Source organism: Paenibacillus tyrphae, from assembly GCF_027925525.1.
GTDB classification, from domain to species: domain Bacteria; phylum Bacillota; class Bacilli; order Paenibacillales; family NBRC-103111; genus Paenibacillus_G; species Paenibacillus_G tyrfis_B.
Genome location: NZ_BSDJ01000014.1, coordinates 110,121 through 127,678, shown reverse-complemented (window position 1 = coordinate 127,678; position 17,558 = coordinate 110,121). Strand labels below are relative to the sequence as shown.

Below are 17,558 nucleotides of genomic sequence, written 5' to 3'. Positions count from 1 at the left end.
CTTATTACTTTCCATATACATTTGATTACTTTTTAACAAAAAAAGAGAGCCTGCCGCTTGGCAAGCTCTTCGATAACTACTTCTTCACAATCGGCACCCAAGCCTCGCACCGGTAGTCCTCTGCCGTCGTATCGCCTGGCGGATAGACTTCCAGCTCCGGCGCTCCGGAAATTTCGTAGCCCGTCGCCGGAAACCATTCTTGAAAGATGCGGCCAAATACGTTCTGGATCGCTCCGGGGAGCGGCCCGACCGAGGTGAAGATCGCCCAGGTGGAAGCGGGAATCGTCTTCACGATGAACCCTTCCATTGCAGCTTCGGGGCCGGCTATGCCTGCAATCGTATACGTCATGGTCTCGTTGTCCGGCTGCATCTCGACGATGCCCAGCAAATTCTCGCCGGCTCCCAGGGAAGCAAGCTTGGCTATCGTGCCGTCACGATGACTTTCCTGCCACAGCTTATGGATGTGTTGCGATTGCTCCCCGTTCCGGCACGTCGCTTGAATGGACTTGCCGACAACCGTAAAAGCCTCTTTTTCCACGATACGGTAATCCATATCTTTGTCTCCCTTCAGTGATAGATGGAAGGAGATGCGGGGAAACGCTTTAAGGCTGACGCCCGGATTACGGGCCTCCGACGGCGATATGCCGTGGATTTTGCGGAACGCTTTGGCGAACGACTCCGGGGAGTCGTAGCCGTATTTCAGCGAGACGTCCAACACCTTGGCGGAAGTCGTAGCCAGCTCTTGCGCAGCCAAGGTCAATTTGCGCTTCCGCATATACTCGGCCACGGTCATTCCCGTCAGCATATGAAACATGCGTTGAAAATGGAACGGGGACGCATAAGCGGCTCTGGCGATTTCCTCGATATCCAGCCTTCCGTCCAACCGCTTTTCCATAAGATCAAGAGCCTCTTTCATCCGGATCAGCCACTCCAACCGCATCCTCCTCCTTCGTACCTTATCGTATCACCGAATAACCGACCGATCCTGTCATTGCGTGCTTTCCGTGAACCGATTGCCGGAACGGATTACCTTAACAAAAGCTTGCGGTTTCCGGCAGCGCGGTGTACGTTGATATAAAATGAGCGCAAACGGAGGATTCTATGCAGCTTATCGCCATGATCACGATGCTGGCGGATCACATCGGCGCCGTATTCTTCGAAGATCAGGCCATATGGAGGGTGATCGGTCGAATCGCCTTCCCGATCTACGCCTATGGTATCGTCATGGGATACAGACATACGAGAGATTTAAAAAGCTATATGAAGCGTCTGTTCCTCCTGGCCGTCCTATCGCAAGCGCCGTATATGCTGGCCTTGGGAAAAATGGGCGTGAACGCCGTAGGGACGCTGCTTGTGTGCGTAGCGGTCTTATATGTCATGGAACACCGCAAGAAAAACGTTTGGCTTCCGGTTGCCGTCGCTTCGGTCGTGATCATGGAGGCTTTGAGCTTCGATTACGGCTTGTACGGGCTGCTGCTGGTGTTGATCTATCGCTATACGAAAAGCCATACGATGGTGGTCAGTCACTTTATTGTAAATGTGCTGTTTCTGGCGCTCAAGGGCTGGGTCCTTGGGGCATACAGCATTATTGTCACGATAGGTATCGCCTATGCACCTGTACGGTATGGACAATTCGAACACCGGAACGTTCCGGGATGGCTGTGGAGAAGCTTTTATCCGGCGCATTTGGCCGTTCTAGCGCTGATCGAACCGATCGTCGCCCTGTACCGGTAGCTTCGAAATCCTCTCCCGTCATTATCCGATGATGATTTTTCCTTCCGGATACCGGTACAGCTCTTTTTTCGGATTCGGCTGCAAGGCGAACGCCAGCGTCACGAGTCCCACCCTGCCGATAAACATGACGCAAATCATCACAATTTTGCCGGCAAACGTCAGGTCAGCGGTCAGCCCCATGCTGAGACCCACCGTACCGAAGGCTGAGGTCGTCTCGAACAGGATTTTGAGAAAATCCTGGTCCTGAAGGGTAGACAGCAGCATCGTCGCAAACGCGAGGAAAAAAACGGCGGTCAGCGTGAATGTGACAGCTTTGTAGATATCCTTCGCGGGCAAACGGTGGCGGAACAGCACGACGTCTTCCTTGCCGCGCAGCATTGCCACGAAAGCCCCGACCAGGATGGCGAACGTCGTGAGCCGGATGCCTCCCCCGGTGGAGCCGGGAGCCGCGCCGATGAACATCATAATGATCATCAGAAACTGCGTGGCAGTCCGAAGCTCGGCGATGTCGAGCGTGTTGACGCCGGCAGAGCGCAAAGTCATCGACTGGAAGAAGGAGGCGACGATTTTCGTGTCCCAAGGCATGCTGCCCAGCGTTTTCGCATTGGTGAATTCGAAGATCAGAATGAGCACGGCGCCCGTCAGCACCAGAATGCCGTTCGTCGACAAGACGACCTTGCTGTGCAAGGACAGCTTGCGGGTCTTGGGAAATTCGATCAGTTCCGAGATGACGACAAACCCGATTCCGCCGAAAAAGATGAGCATCATGGAAACGAGATTGATGCCGAGATCGTTGACGTAGGGCGTTAAGCTGCGGAATCCGCCGAACAATTCGAAGCCCGCGTTGTTGAAGATTGAGACGGAATGGAACAGGCCGAAATAGGCGGCCTTCCCGAGCGGCATCTCCTGCGACCAGCGCAGCATGAAATAAATCGCCGCAATCCCTTCGATCGTTATCGAATACAGGAATACCCGGATGATCAGCCGGACGATGCCGTCGATGTTGGCGTGATTCATCGATTCCTTCAATAAAAGGCGGTCCCGCAGCGAGACCCGGCGCTTCAACGCCAGCGTGAACCAGGTGGCCATCGTCATGAAGCCGAGTCCGCCCAACTGCACCATCAGCAGCAGAACGATCTGCCCGAACAATGAAAAATGAACGCCGGTATCGACAATAATCAGCCCGGTGACGCAGGTGGCCGACGTTGCCGTAAACAAGGCGTCGATATACTTCATGGACTGCCCGTCCGCAGAGGCGGCCGGCATGGTGAGCAGAAGAGAGCCGATTAAAATGATGAGAGCAAAGCCCCCCGCCAATACGCGCGGCGGGGTAATTTTGATAAATTTGGCCGGATTGCGCACCGGATTTCACCTCAAAGTTATGTTCCCACGGTTGTTGTCATGGCTTTCCATATCATAGCACGGGATGGTGAGGATTTCACTATGCGCAAGGGGGATATGACCCGGAAGCTGAGGGGGCTGCAGCTTGTTTCGGCTCCTGCTCCGGCGTCTGGACGTACCCAAGCTGCCTCGAAATATCCAGTGCGGAGCTGGCGCGGTACGGCATCCGCGTGAACGTCGTCGCGCCGGGGTTCGTGGAGACGCCGCTCGACCGTGAGCTGCGCATCCGGGAAGGGCTGGCGGTCTTTTCCGAGCGAACGCCGATGCGAAGGTCGGCCACGATCGACGAAGTGGCGAACGTCTTCCTGTTTCTCGCATCCGACGAGTCCAGCTACGTAAACGGTTCCACGATCACGGTGGATGGGAGACATCTTGCGAATGCGAGCGAGTTTTAACGGCAGCGGGCCTATGGCCGCACAGCCGTCCGCTTCCCTGGCAGCCGCCGGGAAGGGGGCGGCTTTTTGCCGCGTCACTTCCGCACGAATACCCGCTGTACGGCGTGATTCGCCCCTTTTTCCAGAATCATCTTCGCGCGTCCTTTGGTCGGCAAAATGTTCTCGTGCAGGTTGACCGCGTTGATGTCCCGCCAAATCCCGGAAGCGGTTGCGACGAGCTCCTCGCCATGCAGCTCGGCAAAACGGTGGAAGTACGACTTCGGATTAAGAAACGCCGTTTCCCGGAGCATCCGGAACCGTTCGACGTACCACTGCTCAATGTCTTTTTCCTTCGCGTCGACATAAATCGAATAATCGAAAAAGTCGCTGACGAACACTTGAGATAGTTTCCCGACTTGCAGGACGTTGATGCCTTCCACGATCAAAATATCGGGCTGGCGGATCGTCTCCACTTCGTCCGGCACAATATCGTACGACAAGTGGGAATAGACCGGCGCATGGACGACGGGCTTGCCTGCTTTAATATCGCGGATAAACCGCAGGAGCTTCTTGATGTCGTAGCTTTCCGGGAAGCCTTTGCGCTTCATGAGCCCCCGCTCCTCCAGCACGCGGTTCGGGAACAAGAAGCCGTCCGTCGTAATCAGCTCCACATTTCGGTGCTCCGAACATCGCGACAGCAGCAGCTGCAGCAGCCTGGCCGTCGTACTTTTGCCCACGGCCACACTCCCGGCGATGCCGATAATGAACGGAACAGGTTCGGCGCCGTTCTGCAGGAACGAAGCGGACGTACGGTGAAGCGCCCTGGCGTTCTCCACCAGCAGATCGAGAAACCGCGTCAAGGGAAGATAAATTTCTTCGACCTCTTGAAACGGGACTTTATCGTTCAGGCCTTTGAGCTGCTCGAACTCTTCCATCGTAATGCGAAGCGGCGCGGTAGCGGGCAGTCCGGACCATGCCTGACGATCGAATTCATAATAGAGGGAGTACGGATTCATCGGGACCTCGCTGTCCATCAAATGGTTTAGTAGTAATGCATTTTCATATCATAGCATGACCCGGCGGCGATTTCACTAGTTTGTTACTCCTGAAAAAAGGCCGATTCGGAGCAAAGACGGACAAATCCCACATCTGGAGCATCATCTCAGCCGCGAGCAGTACGGCTTTTTTTATTTGAATTTATGTATGTACTGGTTTATAATGGAATCAAATGATAGATTTATCTATCAAATTCCATCGAAAGCGAGGCAGAGATTATGGCGACGGCCAGATCGGCAACAAAGGAGCTCCGGCTCCGTGCCATACTTGATGCGGCTACGGAGCTTCTGGTCGAGAAGCCTACGGCATCCCTGAACGAGATTGCCGAATACGCGGGCATCGGCATCGCCACCCTGCATCGGTACGTGGCGAGCAGGGAGCAGCTGATGCTGCAGCTGGGGCTAAGAGCGGCGCAGGTTGTGGAAGAAACGATAAGCCGTATCCCGCTGGACGAGGAATCGAGCGAAACCTACATTTCGCAGCTGGTGGAAGCGCTGATTCCGCTGGGAGACAAAATTTATTTTCTCGCTCATGAAACCTCGCTGAATTACAACCCCGAGATGTCCGCGGCCGAGGAGAAGCTGAAGGAACCGATTCACCACATGATCCAATCGCTGCAGCGCAAAGGCCATTTCCGGCAAGATATGAGCAGCGAATGGATTCTGAACGTGCTGTATTCGCTCCTCTTTGTCACCTGGCAGCAGGTTCATGAAGGCCACGTTGCCAAAAAATCGGCGGCGGCGCTAGTTCTGGAGACGCTGTACCACGGGTTTAAAGCAAGCAAGCCGTAAAGCAGGTTTAAAGCGGCTCGGGCAAGGCAAATGGAATCGGGAGGATGGTTGTTATGAGTGAAACGGGAGTTATTCCTCAACCCAAAACTTATGGTCCCCTAGGAAATTTACCTTTGATCGACAGCAAGAAACCGACCCTTTCGCTTTGTAAACTTGCAGAAGAGTACGGCCCTATATACCGGATCACGCTTCCGGGTTATTCCAGCATTGTGGTGTCCGGACATGATCTCGTAGCGGAAGTTTGCGACGAATCGCGCTTCGATAAAAGCATAAAGGGCGACCTGGAGAACGTGCGCGCCTTTGGCGGAGACGGGTTGTTTACAAGCCGCACGGATGAGCCGAACTGGCAAAAAGCGCACCGGATTCTTCTCCCCACCTTCAGCCAGCAGGCGATGAAAGGGTACCATGCGATGATGGTCGATATCGCTTCGCAGCTGATTCAAAAATGGGCCCGTCTCAACCCCAACGAAAGCATCGATGTCGCGGAAGATATGACCCGGCTTACGCTGGACACGATCGGCTTATGCGGCTTCAATTACCGTTTTAACAGTTTTTATCGCGAAACGCCCAGCCCTTTTATTAACAGCATGGTCCGCGCTCTGAACGAAGCGATGCTGCAAGGCAGCCGCCTAAAGATCCAACACCTGCTCATGGTGCGAACGAGACAGCAGTTTAACGAAGACATTCAAACGATGTTTTCCTTGGTGGATAAAATGATCGAGGAACGAAAAGCAAACGGGGACCGGGGGGAAATCGACCTGCTTGCCCGGATGCTGAACGGGAAGGACCCGGAGACAGGCGAGACGCTGGATGACGAAAATATCCGGTATCAGATCATCACGTTCTTGATCGCCGGACACGAGACGACAAGCGGCTTGTTATCGTTCGCTTTATACTTTTTGCTGAAGCATCCGGATGTGCTGCAGAAGGCTTATCTGGAAGCAGACCGGGTGCTGACGGATTCGTTTCCGTCGTATTCGCAGGTGCTGCAGCTCCATTACATTCGGATGATTTTAAATGAATCGCTGCGCTTATGGCCGACGGCCCCGGGATTCGAGCTCTATGCGAAGGAAGATACGGTCATTGGCGGCAAGTATCGCATTCGCAAAGGGGAAGGCATCGGGGTGATCCTGCCGCAGCTTCATCGGGACAAAGCCGCTTGGGGCGCCGACGCGGACGAATTCCGCCCCGAACGGTTCGAAGATCCCGGCAAAATTCCCAATCATGCCTACAAGCCGTTCGGCAACGGGCAGCGGGCTTGCATCGGCATGCAGTTCGCGCTTCACGAAGCGACGCTGGTTCTCGGCATGATTGTCCGGCATTTTGAGCTGGTGGATCATACGAACTATCAGTTGGACGTGAAGCAAACCTTGACGCTCAAGCCGAGCGATTTTCATATCCGCGTGCGGCTGCGGCATAAGACGGCTAGCCCGGCGGTTCATGAACAGGAAACAGCAGGCTATTCCCGAGCCGTTGAAGCAGAGCCAAGGGAGGCGCAGGCGAACTGTCCGCTTGCAGGGGCGGAAAAGACGTCTCTGCTCGTGCTTTACGGTTCCAATTTGGGCACGGCGGAAGGGCTTGCCCGCGAGCTGGCGGATGCCGCTCGGGCGCGGGGCTTCCGAAGCGAGGCTGCGCCGCTGAACGATTGGGCCGGAAGGCTGCCCAAGGACGGGGCGGTGCTTATCGTCACCGCGTCTTATAACGGCAAGCCTCCGGGCAATGCGCGTGAGTTCGTGAAATGGCTGGAAGGCGTGCGGCCTGGCGAGCTTCAAGGGGTTCGCTATGCCGTATTCGGATGCGGGGACCGCAGCTGGTCCAATACGTATCAGGATGTGCCGCGGTGGATTGACGAGCAGTTGGCACGGAAAGGGGCAGTGAAACTCTCGGTGCGCGGCGAGGCTGATGCCGGCGGCGACTTCGAGAAGCAGCTCGACGAATGGCGGGTCCGCCTATGGTCTGATCTTAGGCATGCTTTCGAACTGGAACGAAGCGACGCGGAGAAATCAGAAAGCATTATTCGTGTTCGAATGGTCAGCGGTTTGGAAACCATTCCGCTTGTCCGGGCTTATGATGCCGTTTACGCCTCGGTGACGGGGAACCGCGAGCTCCGGATGGCCGGCAGCAGCCGGAGTACACGGCATCTGGAGCTCGCGCTGCCGGATGGGGTTACCTACCGGGAGGGCGATCTTCTCGGCGTGCTACCGTGCAACAGCCTGGCAAACGTCGGCCGGATTTTGCGGCGGTACGGCTTGAAGGGGAGCGATCAATTGATTGTCACGGCGGCAAACGATAACGGCCTCGCGCATCTCCCGCTGGATCGACCGGTCGGTATCCATGAGCTGCTGAGCCGGTGCGTAGAGCTGCAGGAAGCCGTTACCCGCGAGCAACTGCACGAGCTTGCGGCCTATACGGTGTGTCCTCCGCACAAGCGTGAATTGGAAGTGTTGGCTGAGGAGAGCGTCTACGAGGAGCAGATCCTGAAGAAGCGCATAACCATGCTCGATCTGCTTGAAAAATATGAAGCTTGCCAGCTGCCGTTCGAAAGGCTGATCGAGCTGCTGCTGCCTCTGCAACCGAGGTATTATTTCATATCCAGCTCTCCGCAGACCAGCCCAAGGCATGTCAGCATTGCCGTAGATGTGGTGCAGGACCCCGCTTGGAGTGGGAGCGGCGAATACCGCGGGACTGCTTCGAATCACCTGGCCGAATGCAGGCCAGGTGATGAAGTCTTGCTCTTCATCCGCGCGTCCGAAGCCGGATTGCGGCTCCCGGAAGATCCGGTGACACCAATCATTATGGTCGGGACCGGGACGGGAGCGGCGCCTTTTCGGGGCTTTTTGCAAGCGCGGACCGCGATCCGGGAGAAGGGAGCCGCTTTGGGCGAGGCGCATCTTTATATCGGATGCCGGAGCGAAGCGGATTCGATTTATCGCGAGGAGCTTGAGCGCTACGATAGGGAGGATGTCGTGACGCTTCATCAAGCCTTTTCCCGTGCGGAAGGGAAAAGCAGCATCCATGTACAGCATTTGCTGGAGCGCCATGCCTCGAATTTGATGGACATCCTTGATCGGGGAGGATGCATCTACGTATGCGGGGACGACGCTCAAATGTCTCTGGAGGTGGAGTCGGCCTTGCAAAAAGCATACCGGACCGTGACTGGAGCCGGGGAGCGGGAAGCGAAAGCTTGGCTGGAGCGCCTTCGAATGGAGGGGCGTTACGCGAAAGAAGGATGGGGGCGCATGCACCCGGAAATTAGCGCCGCCATAGTCAAATAGCAGCTTACCGGCGCTGTTTTGACCTCGGACCGGAGGAGCAAATCGTTTTATCCAAACCGTCCCTAATGATGGTTGCTGCGCGGATGTTACACTGGAAGCGACACGAAGTTCGCCGGAGAGGGGCATTCGCATGAAACACAATGAAGAAACCGCAATTTATCTCATCACCGGGGTGATGGCGAGCGGCAAATCGACGGTCGCGCAGTTGCTGGCCGAGCAATTCGGCCGGGGAGTTCATTTGCGCGGCGACGCGTTCCGCAGGATGATCGTCGCAGGCCGGGAAGAGCTGCTTCCCGACGCCTCGGAGGAGGCGACCCGTCAGCTGCGTTTGCGGTACCGTCTGGCGGCCGCCGCGGCCGATACGTATGCCGATGCCGGCTTCACCGTCATCGTGCAGGACGTCGTCGTCGGTCCGATGCTGGAAGAGTTCGTCTCTTTCGTCCGGCATCGTCCGCTTTATGTCGTCGTGCTGGCGCCCAGTGGCGAGGCGGTTGCCGCAAGAGAGGCGGCCCGGGGGAAGAAAGGCTACGGATTGTGGACGGTTTCCGGATTGAACGGCATTTTGCATAACGAAACGCCGAAGATCGGCCTGTGGCTCGATACGTCCGAGCAGACTCCGGAAGAGACGGTAAGTGAAATCAGGAGACGGTCCGCGGAAGAAGCGGCTGTTTAGTCTTTGTTGAGTGGCTGCAAAGTCGGCCTTAATCCGATGCTTTTGGCGGATTAAGGCTTTTTTTTCATTCCCTTGTATTCCAGTCTTTTCCGTTAATATTCCGTTTAAAAAAGTATCGTAAAGTACAGATTGTCAAACGGAAGAGAGTTATAGGAAAATAGAATGGGAGTTGGGACACACATGTCAAAACCGAAAACATCGGCGAATTGGCGGCAATTGATCCGGCTGGTCCGGGAAACGAAGCCTTCCAAGGGTCTGCTTGCCGCTGCGCTGTTTCTAAGCATCATCTCAACCTTGGTCGGCTTGGCGATTCCGCTGTTTACGAAAAATATGGTCGACAGCTTTTCGCTGACCTCCTTAAGCCTGACGCAGATCGTGCTGATGGGAGTGGCTTTCATCGTTCAAGCGATTGCGGGCGGTGTCGGCGTTTATTTGCTCAACCGGGCAGGGCAGAAGGTCGTTGCGTCCCTGCGGGACCGGCTGTGGAACAAGCTGCTCGTGCTGCCGGTCTCTTATTACGACAATCATGAGACGGGGGAGACGATCAGCCGGATGACCAACGATACCGGCGTCGTCAAAGGCTTGATCAGCGAGCACTTGACCGGCTTCTTCACCGGCATTCTGGGCGTAGTCGGGTCAATTGCGGTGCTGCTGTATCTCGATTGGAAAATGACGCTGATCATGCTGATCGTCGTGCCGCTGGCTATCTTGATTTTGGCTCCGCTCGGCAGGCAGATGCATAAGATTTCGGTCGGCCTTCAGGATGAAACGGCCGGCTTTACGGCGGTGATCAGCCGGGTATTGTCGGAGATCCGGCTTGTGAAGGCTTCGAATGCGGAGACGGTCGAATACCGGAACGGGCGGACGGGCATCGAGAAGCTGTTCCGGCTTGGCTTGAAGGAAGGTATCGTTTCGGCTTGGGTCGGGCCGCTTATCTTCTTCATCCTGATGCTGCTGCTTGTGGTCATTATCGGGTACGGCGGCGCGCGGGTCGCTTCCGGCACGCTGACGGCAGGAGATCTGGTGGCATTCATCCTGTATTTGTTTCAATTCGTAATGCCGATTACGCAAATTACGAACTTCTTCACGCAGTTTCAAAAGGCGGTCGGGGCGACGGAACGAATTGCAGCGCTGCTGGAGCTCGGGGAAGAGGATCATGCTTCCGGCAAGCCGCTTGATAACGCAGGCCAGTCGTTGACGCTCGAACGCGTAACCTTTGCCTATAAAGCCGGCGAAACGATACTGGACGATGTCAGCTTCACCATGCAGCCCGGCAAAGTCACAGCCATCGTCGGCCCGAGCGGCAGCGGAAAAACGACGCTGTTTGCACTGCTGGAGCGGTTCTACCCGCCGACCGGTGGAGCAATCAAGCTCGGGGGCGAGCCGATCGATGAGTACTCGCTGCCGTCGTGGCGCAGCCGCATCGGCTATGTCTCCCAGGAAAGCCCTTTGATTGCCGGGACGATCCGCGACAACATCTGCTACGGCTTGCCGCACGACGTGACGGATCAAGAGCTGGAGCAGGCGGCGCGCATGGCTTATGCCGATACGTTCATTCACGAGCTTCCGAACGGCTACGAAACGGAAGTCGGAGAACGGGGCGTCAAGCTGTCCGGCGGGCAGCGGCAGCGGATTGCGATTGCGCGGGCGCTGCTGCGCAACCCGCAAATTTTGATGCTGGACGAGGCGACCTCCAGTCTGGACAGCAAGTCGGAAATCGTCGTGCAGCAAGCGCTGAACAATTTGATGCAGGGACGGACGACGCTGGTTATTGCGCACCGGCTGTCAACCGTGGTGGATGCGGACCAAATCGTCTTTCTTGAGAAAGGCAAAGTAACGGGCATCGGCACGCACGAGCAGTTGTTCCAAACGCATGCGCTGTACCGCGAATTTGCCGCACAGCAGCTTCGCATTCAAGAGCAGCACGTTTAAACCTATAGCGGATAAGGAGGGAAGGGAGTGGAAGCACAGCATCAGGTGAACCGGAAAGCGGCTCACAGATGGAGATTTTTTAAAAGTGTCTGCGGGATTTGCGTATTACTTTTATTATCGCTGGCGAGCTGGTCGGCCGCTTATTTCTTCATCCGTTATTTGCTGAACGCATTTGGAAGCCGGCCTTCCGATTATGTCGGCCAGCTATTCACCCAATTGGTCGCGTTTGTTACCAGCATGGGGATTATGGGGACGATCGGAGTAATTTTTCGCGACAAGCGCATGGAAATGTTCCGGCCGATGATCGATGCGATGAAGCGGATCGCCAAAGGCGATTTCACTGTCAGCATTCCTCCGGACGAGCGCGCCCCGGGCCAGTTCGGCGAGCTCGTCGAAAGCATCAACCACATGGCCGTCGAGCTCAATCAGATGGAAAAAATGCGCCAGGAGTTCATCTCCAACGTCTCCCATGAAATTCAGTCGCCGCTGACGTCGATCGGCGGCTTTGCGCGCATTCTGCAAAGCGACGAGCTCAGCCGGGAGGAACGGATGCATTATCTCGGCATCATCGAAAAGGAAAGCGCCCGGCTGTCCAAGCTTAGCGAAAACCTGCTAAAGCTGACCTCCCTCGAATCCGACCATCATCCGTTCGAGCGGAGGCGGTACCGTCTCGACAAGCAGCTGCGCAGCCTGATTCTGGCGTGCGAGCCGCAGTGGCACGATAAAGGAATCGACATGGACGTGTCGCTGGAAGACGTCAGCATCGAGGCTGACGAAGATTTGCTGAGCCAAGTGTGGGTCAATCTTCTGCACAACAGCATCAAATTCACCCCGGCCGGCGGGACGATCGGCGTTCGGCTTAAGCGCAGCGGGCAGCAGGCGGTCGTTTTCGTCACCGATACCGGGATCGGCATCCCCGAGAACGATGTCGCGCATATTTTCGAGCGGTTCTACAAGGCGGATAGGTCCCGCAACCGAAGCACGGGAGGCAGTGGGCTCGGGCTCGCGATCGTCAAGCGGATCGTCGAGATGCATACGGGCTCCGTCGCCGTGCAGAGTGTTCCCGACACGGGCACGACATTTACCGTCCGGCTTCCGGCTCTGCCTTGAGCGGTTGCACCCGAGAATATCCGTATAAAATCGAGGGTGCCGCTTCGGCGCACGCTCGATTTTTTTACGTCGACGTTCGCAGCGCTAGCCTTGCTGCAGCTTGACAGGACGAGCAATGAGGGCATATAATACAGAAAAATTGAACCGGTTCAAATTAGTTATAGATTATGATGGAAATGTTTTTATTAAAGCATTTCCTTTTATTAAAAAATAAATTTGAACCGGTTCAAAATTGAGGAGGCGCGGATCGTGAAGCTCACCATTAGCGACTTGGCGAAAATGACCGGTCTCGCCAAAAGCACCATATCGGGCGTGCTGAACAACAAGGACGGATTTTCGGAGAAAACGAGACAGAAGGTGCTGAAGGCAGCCGAGCAGTACGGCTACGTTCCGAATGAGATTGCCCGGGGATTGTCTACGAAATATACGAAAACGATCGGGCTTGTCATCAAGGACATCACGAATCCGTTCTATAGCAAGCTGACCAAGGGGGTCCAGGAGGTCGCAAGCGAATACGGCTATACGGTATTTCTATGCAGCAGCTTCGAGGATCACCGGACTGAAAAAGAGCAGATTCAAGCGATGCTAAGCAGACGCGTGGATGGCCTGATCGTTGCACCGCTGCTCGAGGAGGTGACGTTCGACCACTTGTTCGATCTGAAAGCGAAGTCCGTCCCTTTCGTATTGCTCGGAAGCGTGCCGGGGCTGGACAACTCGTATGTCGAGTTCGACGATTACGACGGCGGGCGGCAGGTGACGGAGCATTTGCTCGAACGGGGCCATCGCAGCATCGGCTTCGCTGCCGGGCTTCCCACGTCCAGGGCCTCGCGGGAGCGCCTTCGGGCATGCCAGGATGTTTTGTCGGCGCGCGGGCTTGCTTTGCGGGCGGAGTTTACTTTCGAGGGAGCCCAGGAGCTCGCGGATGGGGTAGAGATCGGCCGGAAGCTGATTGCGTTGAAAGAACGGCCGTCGGCGCTCATCTGCTTCGACGACGTGGTCGCGCTGGGAGTCGTCAAAGCTTTTCAAAGCGAAGGCCTTCGGATTCCGGAGGATATGTCCTTGATCGGCTTTGACGATATCGACCTGATGATTTTTCCGCTGACAACCGTCTCTATCCCAACCTATGAGGCGGGCAAAGCGTTGGCACGTACGCTGTTCGGGCGGATTTTCGGCGGGCCGGATACTCCGGCGCAGCGCATCATCTTCGACGAGAAGCTCGTCGTACGGCAGTCCGTCCGAACGGTGACGAACTGAAATAAGTCTTGAGACTTGAGCCGGAAACAAACGATTGGAGGAGGACGGATAATGAAGCAATGGACGATCGAACAGGTGACCGCCGAGGCGTACGATAGCCGGGAAGCCATGGGGCAAGCGGCGGCGCAGCGGCTGGCGGAAGTGATCCGGACGAAGCTGCAGGAGAAGGAGACGATCGCGGTCGTATTTGCTTCTGCTCCGTCGCAGAACGAATTTTTGCGTTCATTGCGTACAATAGACTCGGTCGCATGGGAGCGCATCCGCTGCTATCATCTGGACGAATATGTCGGTCTGCCGACTGAGGCGCCGCAGAGCTTTGCGACGTATTTGCGGACGGAGCTGTTCGCATTCCGGACGCCGCTCAAATTTCATGCATTGAACGGCTTGAACGATCCTGTCGAAGAGTGCGTCCGCTACACGGAGCTGCTGGAGCGGCACCCGATCGATATTGCCTGTATCGGAATCGGCGAGAACGGACATATCGCCTTCAATGATCCTCATGTGGCGGACTTTGCCGATCCCGCCCGCATTAAGAAGGTCGTGCTGGACGAGACGAGCCGCAGGCAGCAGGTCAACGACGGCTGCTTCCCGCAGCTTGATGCGGTGCCTCGCGAAGCGCTGACGCTAACGATTCCGTCCATCGTATCGGCTTCGCATATTATTTGCACGGTGCCTGGCGAACGCAAAAGCGATGCGGTACACCGGACGTTGTTCGGCCCGGTCGACTTGTCCTGCCCGGCGTCTATCTTGAGACGGTCGGCCCGCTGCGATATGTTTCTGGATTTCGCCAGCGCTTCCCGCATTGCATCGCAATAACGGCGCATATAAAGGAGGGACGAAAATGACCGATCCCAATACGACGGTAATCGAAGGACGGCGGGCGGATACGGGGAGACGGGTTCGTTTGGTTGCATCCGGGGGTATCGTTGCTTCGATGGAAGAGACGGAAAGCTCAGGCAAAGCCGCGTCAGGATCTGACGAGCTCTGGATTGCTCCGGGCTTCGTCGATCTGCAGATCAACGGGTACGGGGGAGAGGACATCAACCTGACGGGGGCCGACATGCACCGGAGGGTGGAGACCGTGAAGCGGGTGGTCCGAGCGGTACTGGCTTCCGGTACGACGTCCTTCTGCCCGACAGTTATTACGGCGAGCTTCGAGCAGATGAAAGACTGTATGACGGCGGTACGGCTCGCTTGCGAGCAGGATGAGCTGACGGCTTCCGCCGTAGTGGGCATTCACATGGAGGGACCTTACATATCGGGCGAAAACGGACCGCGGGGCGCCCATCCGGCGGAGCATGTGCGGGACCCGGACTGGGCCGAGTTCAACGTATGGCAGGAGGCTTCGGGGGGCCGCATCCGGCTGGTTACGCTGGCGCCGGAACGCCCGGGCGCTGCGGCATTTATCCGCAAGCTGACGGAGGCGGGCATCGTTGCCGGCATCGGCCATACGGCTGCCGATCACGATCACATCGCGGCTGCTGCGGAAGCGGGAGCTAGGATGAGCACGCATCTCGGGAACGGGGCGCACCCGCAGCTTCCGCGCCATCCGCACTATATTTGGTCGCAGTTGGCGGAAGATCGGCTTGCTGCCAGCGTCATCTGCGACGGACATCATCTGCACCCTTCCGTCGTGAACGTAATGCACAAAGTGAAAGGCGACGCCCTGCTGCTTGTCAGCGATGCCGTACATTTGGCGGGCTTACCGCCGGGCACTTACCGCACGCATGTCGGCGGCCAGGTCGAGCTGCTGCCGTCCGGCCGGCTGCACATGGTGGAGAATCCGAACCTGCTGGCTGGAGCGGCGGTCGGTCTGGCGGACTGCGTAGGGCGATTCTCGCAGATGACAGGCTCCCCGCTGGCTACGGCCGTAGCCATGGCGACGGATAGACCTGCCCGCCTGCTCGGCTGCACAGGGATCGGTACGCTGGAAATCGGGCAGGCTGCGGATGCGGTGACGTTCCGCTGGAACGCCGAGGCGGGCAAGCTGGACGTGCAAGCGGTGTACAAGCGGGGTCGGCTCGTCGGGCCGGAGCGGCATGGAGATTCCGCCTCGGACACGAGGGAATAGAAAAAAGGAGGCACTCAAGCCTCCTTTTTTCATGTTTTTCCCTCTAGACCTCAAGCAGCCTGTCGACGGCGTCAAGCACCCGCGAGCCTTGGAGCGGCTTGACGACAAAATCTTTTGCTCCGCTTCGGATCGCCTCGAGAATCATCTCCCGATGCCCCATCGCCGAGCACATGATGACTTGCGCCGCAGGGTCCCGCTCCATAATCAATTTCAACGCTTCGATGCCGTCCATATCGGGCATGGTAATGTCCATCGTGACGAGGTCCGGACGAAACGTAACATACTTCTCAATTGCTTCCCTTCCGTTGGCCGCTTCGCATACGACTTGATGCCCAGCAGTCTCCAATATATCCTTCATAAACATCCGCATAAATGCGGCATCGTCTACGACCATAATTTTGGCCAATGGTATCACCGCCTCAAGAAACTACGCTTCTTGCACGTGCCTGCACCGCACGCGAAGAAACCGCCTCCTGAGTATAGACGAAGGTTCTGAACATTTTTTAAACAACCCGCTCCCGGTACCATTGCTCAAGCGTTCTCGTCGGCTTCGTACCGAATTCGTCGTGCAGCATTTGCGACAGCGTATCGTACTGCCGTTCCACTGACACCCGGTCCCCGATGTACGTGAAGAGCTTGATCAGCGCCCAGTACACCTCTTCCGTGAACGGGAATCGGCGCTGGATGAGGAAATAGAGCTGGAAAGCTTCCGCTGCATTGTCCCGCGTTTCCAGAAAAGCCGCAACGCGCATCGCGTGACGGTACCACAACATCCGCAGCCGCTCCCGTTCGTTCTCCGCCCACCAATAGCCGCAATCCTCCAGATAGTCGCCGCGATACAGCTCCAGCAGCTGCAAATGCCGTGCGAGCGTATGCTCGCTGAGCAGAGGGGCCGTCTGCAGTCCCTCCTCCCACGTCACCACGTCAACGCCGACGCCGTTCAGCTCGAGCCGGTACCCTTTATCGCCACTAACGATTCGGATGCCGGGATGGACGGCATTTGCGGTTTTGCGGATTTGGTAAATGGTCGTGTAGAGCTGCGTGTAGCCTTTCTTCGGATCGATATCGGGCCAGAACAGCTCTAGCAGTGCATCTTTGCGCACGGGCTGGTCCCGAAGGTGAACGAAGTAGGCGAACAGCTCCTGCGCTTTGTTCGTTCGCCAATGCACGGGCCCGGATTCGCCGGTGTCGACCTCCAGCGTCTGAAAGCAGCGGATCATAAGCTGATCCTTCGTCTTAGACGACCGGGCCGCGAGGTGCTCCGGTTCGGTTTTGGCGGCCTTGGCCTGCGACAGCCGGGTTAATGTTTTGGCAAGCCTTTGAGTGGAGACAGGCTTCAGCAAATAATCGATCGCCGCCAGCTCAAAAGCCTTGAGTGCATATTCCTCATAAGCCGTCGCAAAGATGATCTCAGTTTCCGGCAAGTGCGACATGATGATCTCGGCCGCCTCCAAGCCGCTCATCTCCGGCATGTCGATGTCCAAAAAGACGGCTTCCGGCTTCTCGCGCAGCACCGCCTCGACGGCTTCCGTCCCATTCTGGTAGGCGCCCACAACGCCGCCGCCGTTCAGCTTCTCAAGCTGCTTTTGCAAGCTGAACAGCGCCAGCGCTTCGTCGTCTGCAATAATGATCCGAATCATCGGTGCACCTCGCTTTGCGCAAACCGTACAAACCCGACCCCATTGTCGTGTAGTTGAGTGGCCAAATTCGCGCCCTCCTCTTTCTGTATGCAAAAGCAATCTATTTGTTATAAAAGCCTATTTACACAACAAAAATGTTCGTTCCAACGAACGGCATAAAACCGCCATTTTCCTATTTATGATCATATCAAAATTTCGTCCTCTTCTGCATTTTAAAACGAAAAAATGTTAATTATTTCACAAAATT

15 protein-coding genes are annotated in these 17,558 nt (G+C 56.4%); 10 read left to right on the top strand and 5 right to left on the bottom strand.

The annotated features are described in order from the left end of the window. Nucleotides 1-76 precede the first annotated feature (76 nt). Nucleotides 77-940, bottom strand: coding sequence for an AraC family transcriptional regulator (locus QMG93_RS18655; RefSeq protein WP_281939034.1), 864 nt, complete (start codon nucleotides 938-940; stop codon nucleotides 77-79). A gap of 161 nt (nucleotides 941-1,101) precedes the next feature. On the opposite strand from QMG93_RS18655, the gene QMG93_RS18650 reads away from it, so the two are divergent. Beyond that, nucleotides 1,102-1,734, top strand: coding sequence for a TraX family protein (locus tag QMG93_RS18650; RefSeq protein ID WP_281939032.1), 633 nt, complete (start codon nucleotides 1,102-1,104; stop codon nucleotides 1,732-1,734). A gap of 21 nt (nucleotides 1,735-1,755) precedes the next feature. On the opposite strand, the gene QMG93_RS18645 is transcribed toward QMG93_RS18650, so the two are convergent. Further along, nucleotides 1,756-3,096 (bottom strand): TrkH family potassium uptake protein, encoded by a 1,341-nt coding sequence (locus QMG93_RS18645; RefSeq protein WP_281939030.1) that lies wholly within the window; start codon nucleotides 3,094-3,096, stop codon nucleotides 1,756-1,758. Nucleotides 3,097-3,269: 173 nt separating this feature from the next. Between QMG93_RS18645 and QMG93_RS18640 the strand changes: the two genes are divergently transcribed. Beyond that, nucleotides 3,270-3,530, top strand: a complete 261-nt coding sequence (locus tag QMG93_RS18640) for an SDR family NAD(P)-dependent oxidoreductase (RefSeq protein WP_309299677.1) — start codon at nucleotides 3,270-3,272, stop codon at nucleotides 3,528-3,530. A 74-nt stretch (nucleotides 3,531-3,604) separates the two neighbouring features. Here QMG93_RS18640 and coaA read toward each other — a convergent pair whose 3' ends face one another. Next, the gene (gene coaA, locus QMG93_RS18635) at nucleotides 3,605-4,525 is read right to left on the bottom strand and encodes a type I pantothenate kinase (RefSeq protein WP_281939028.1); all 921 of its coding nucleotides are present in this window, start codon (nucleotides 4,523-4,525) and stop codon (nucleotides 3,605-3,607) included. A 258-nt stretch (nucleotides 4,526-4,783) separates the two neighbouring features. On the opposite strand from coaA, the gene QMG93_RS18630 reads away from it, so the two are divergent. The 8 genes from QMG93_RS18630 to QMG93_RS18595 all read left to right on the top strand — a co-directional run bounded on the left by QMG93_RS18630 (nucleotide 4,784) and on the right by QMG93_RS18595 (nucleotide 15,671). Next, nucleotides 4,784-5,356, top strand: coding sequence for a TetR/AcrR family transcriptional regulator (locus QMG93_RS18630; RefSeq protein ID WP_281939026.1), 573 nt, complete (start codon nucleotides 4,784-4,786; stop codon nucleotides 5,354-5,356). Nucleotides 5,357-5,409: 53 nt separating this feature from the next. Next, entirely contained in the window at nucleotides 5,410-8,631 is a 3,222-nt protein-coding gene (locus QMG93_RS18625; RefSeq protein ID WP_281939025.1) for a bifunctional cytochrome P450/NADPH--P450 reductase, read from the top strand. Nucleotides 8,632-8,761: 130 nt separating this feature from the next. Beyond that, a complete protein-coding gene (locus tag QMG93_RS18620) occupies nucleotides 8,762-9,304 on the top strand; it encodes an AAA family ATPase (RefSeq protein WP_281939022.1) in 543 nt (180 codons plus the stop codon). A gap of 180 nt (nucleotides 9,305-9,484) precedes the next feature. Further along, a complete protein-coding gene (locus QMG93_RS18615; RefSeq protein WP_281939021.1) occupies nucleotides 9,485-11,236 on the top strand; it encodes an ABC transporter ATP-binding protein in 1,752 nt (583 codons plus the stop codon). 27 nt (nucleotides 11,237-11,263) lie between these two features. Further along, the gene (locus QMG93_RS18610; RefSeq protein WP_281939019.1) at nucleotides 11,264-12,346 is read left to right on the top strand and encodes a sensor histidine kinase; all 1,083 of its coding nucleotides are present in this window, start codon (nucleotides 11,264-11,266) and stop codon (nucleotides 12,344-12,346) included. Between the two features lie 249 nt (nucleotides 12,347-12,595). Beyond that, a complete protein-coding gene (locus QMG93_RS18605; protein ID WP_281939017.1) occupies nucleotides 12,596-13,600 on the top strand; it encodes a LacI family DNA-binding transcriptional regulator in 1,005 nt (334 codons plus the stop codon). Nucleotides 13,601-13,651: 51 nt separating this feature from the next. Continuing rightward, nucleotides 13,652-14,416: a glucosamine-6-phosphate deaminase gene (locus QMG93_RS18600; RefSeq protein WP_281939015.1), complete on the top strand. Its 765-nt coding sequence runs from the start codon at nucleotides 13,652-13,654 to the stop codon at nucleotides 14,414-14,416. A 25-nt stretch (nucleotides 14,417-14,441) separates the two neighbouring features. Further along, nucleotides 14,442-15,671, top strand: coding sequence for an N-acetylglucosamine-6-phosphate deacetylase (locus tag QMG93_RS18595; RefSeq protein WP_281939013.1), 1,230 nt, complete (start codon nucleotides 14,442-14,444; stop codon nucleotides 15,669-15,671). Between the two features lie 43 nt (nucleotides 15,672-15,714). Here the strand turns inward: QMG93_RS18595 and QMG93_RS18590 are convergent, their stop codons facing one another. Beyond that, nucleotides 15,715-16,077 carry a response regulator gene (locus tag QMG93_RS18590; protein WP_281939011.1) on the bottom strand — a complete coding sequence of 121 codons (363 nt, stop codon included), beginning with the start codon at nucleotides 16,075-16,077 and terminating at the stop codon, nucleotides 15,715-15,717. 97 nt (nucleotides 16,078-16,174) lie between these two features. Next, nucleotides 16,175-17,311, bottom strand: coding sequence for a response regulator (locus tag QMG93_RS18585; RefSeq protein WP_281939009.1), 1,137 nt, complete (start codon nucleotides 17,309-17,311; stop codon nucleotides 16,175-16,177). Nucleotides 17,312-17,558 lie beyond the last annotated feature (247 nt).

Bases quoted from the DNA above. Each gene is read 5' to 3' on its own strand.
- QMG93_RS18650 (WP_281939032.1), top strand. From the start codon at position 1,102: ATGCAGCTTATCGCCATGATCACGATGCTGGCGGATCACATCGGCGCC.
- QMG93_RS18595 (WP_281939013.1), top strand. From the start codon at position 14,442: ATGACCGATCCCAATACGACGGTAATCGAAGGACGGCGGGCGGATACG.
- coaA (WP_281939028.1), bottom strand. From the start codon at position 4,525: ATGAATCCGTACTCCCTCTATTATGAATTCGATCGTCAGGCATGGTCC.
- QMG93_RS18615 (WP_281939021.1), top strand. From the start codon at position 9,485: ATGTCAAAACCGAAAACATCGGCGAATTGGCGGCAATTGATCCGGCTG.
- QMG93_RS18585 (WP_281939009.1), bottom strand. From the start codon at position 17,311: ATGATTCGGATCATTATTGCAGACGACGAAGCGCTGGCGCTGTTCAGC.
- QMG93_RS18630 (WP_281939026.1), top strand. From the start codon at position 4,784: ATGGCGACGGCCAGATCGGCAACAAAGGAGCTCCGGCTCCGTGCCATA.
- QMG93_RS18655 (WP_281939034.1), bottom strand. From the start codon at position 940: ATGCGGTTGGAGTGGCTGATCCGGATGAAAGAGGCTCTTGATCTTATG.
- QMG93_RS18625 (WP_281939025.1), top strand. From the start codon at position 5,410: ATGAGTGAAACGGGAGTTATTCCTCAACCCAAAACTTATGGTCCCCTA.
- QMG93_RS18620 (WP_281939022.1), top strand. From the start codon at position 8,762: ATGAAACACAATGAAGAAACCGCAATTTATCTCATCACCGGGGTGATG.
- QMG93_RS18600 (WP_281939015.1), top strand. From the start codon at position 13,652: ATGAAGCAATGGACGATCGAACAGGTGACCGCCGAGGCGTACGATAGC.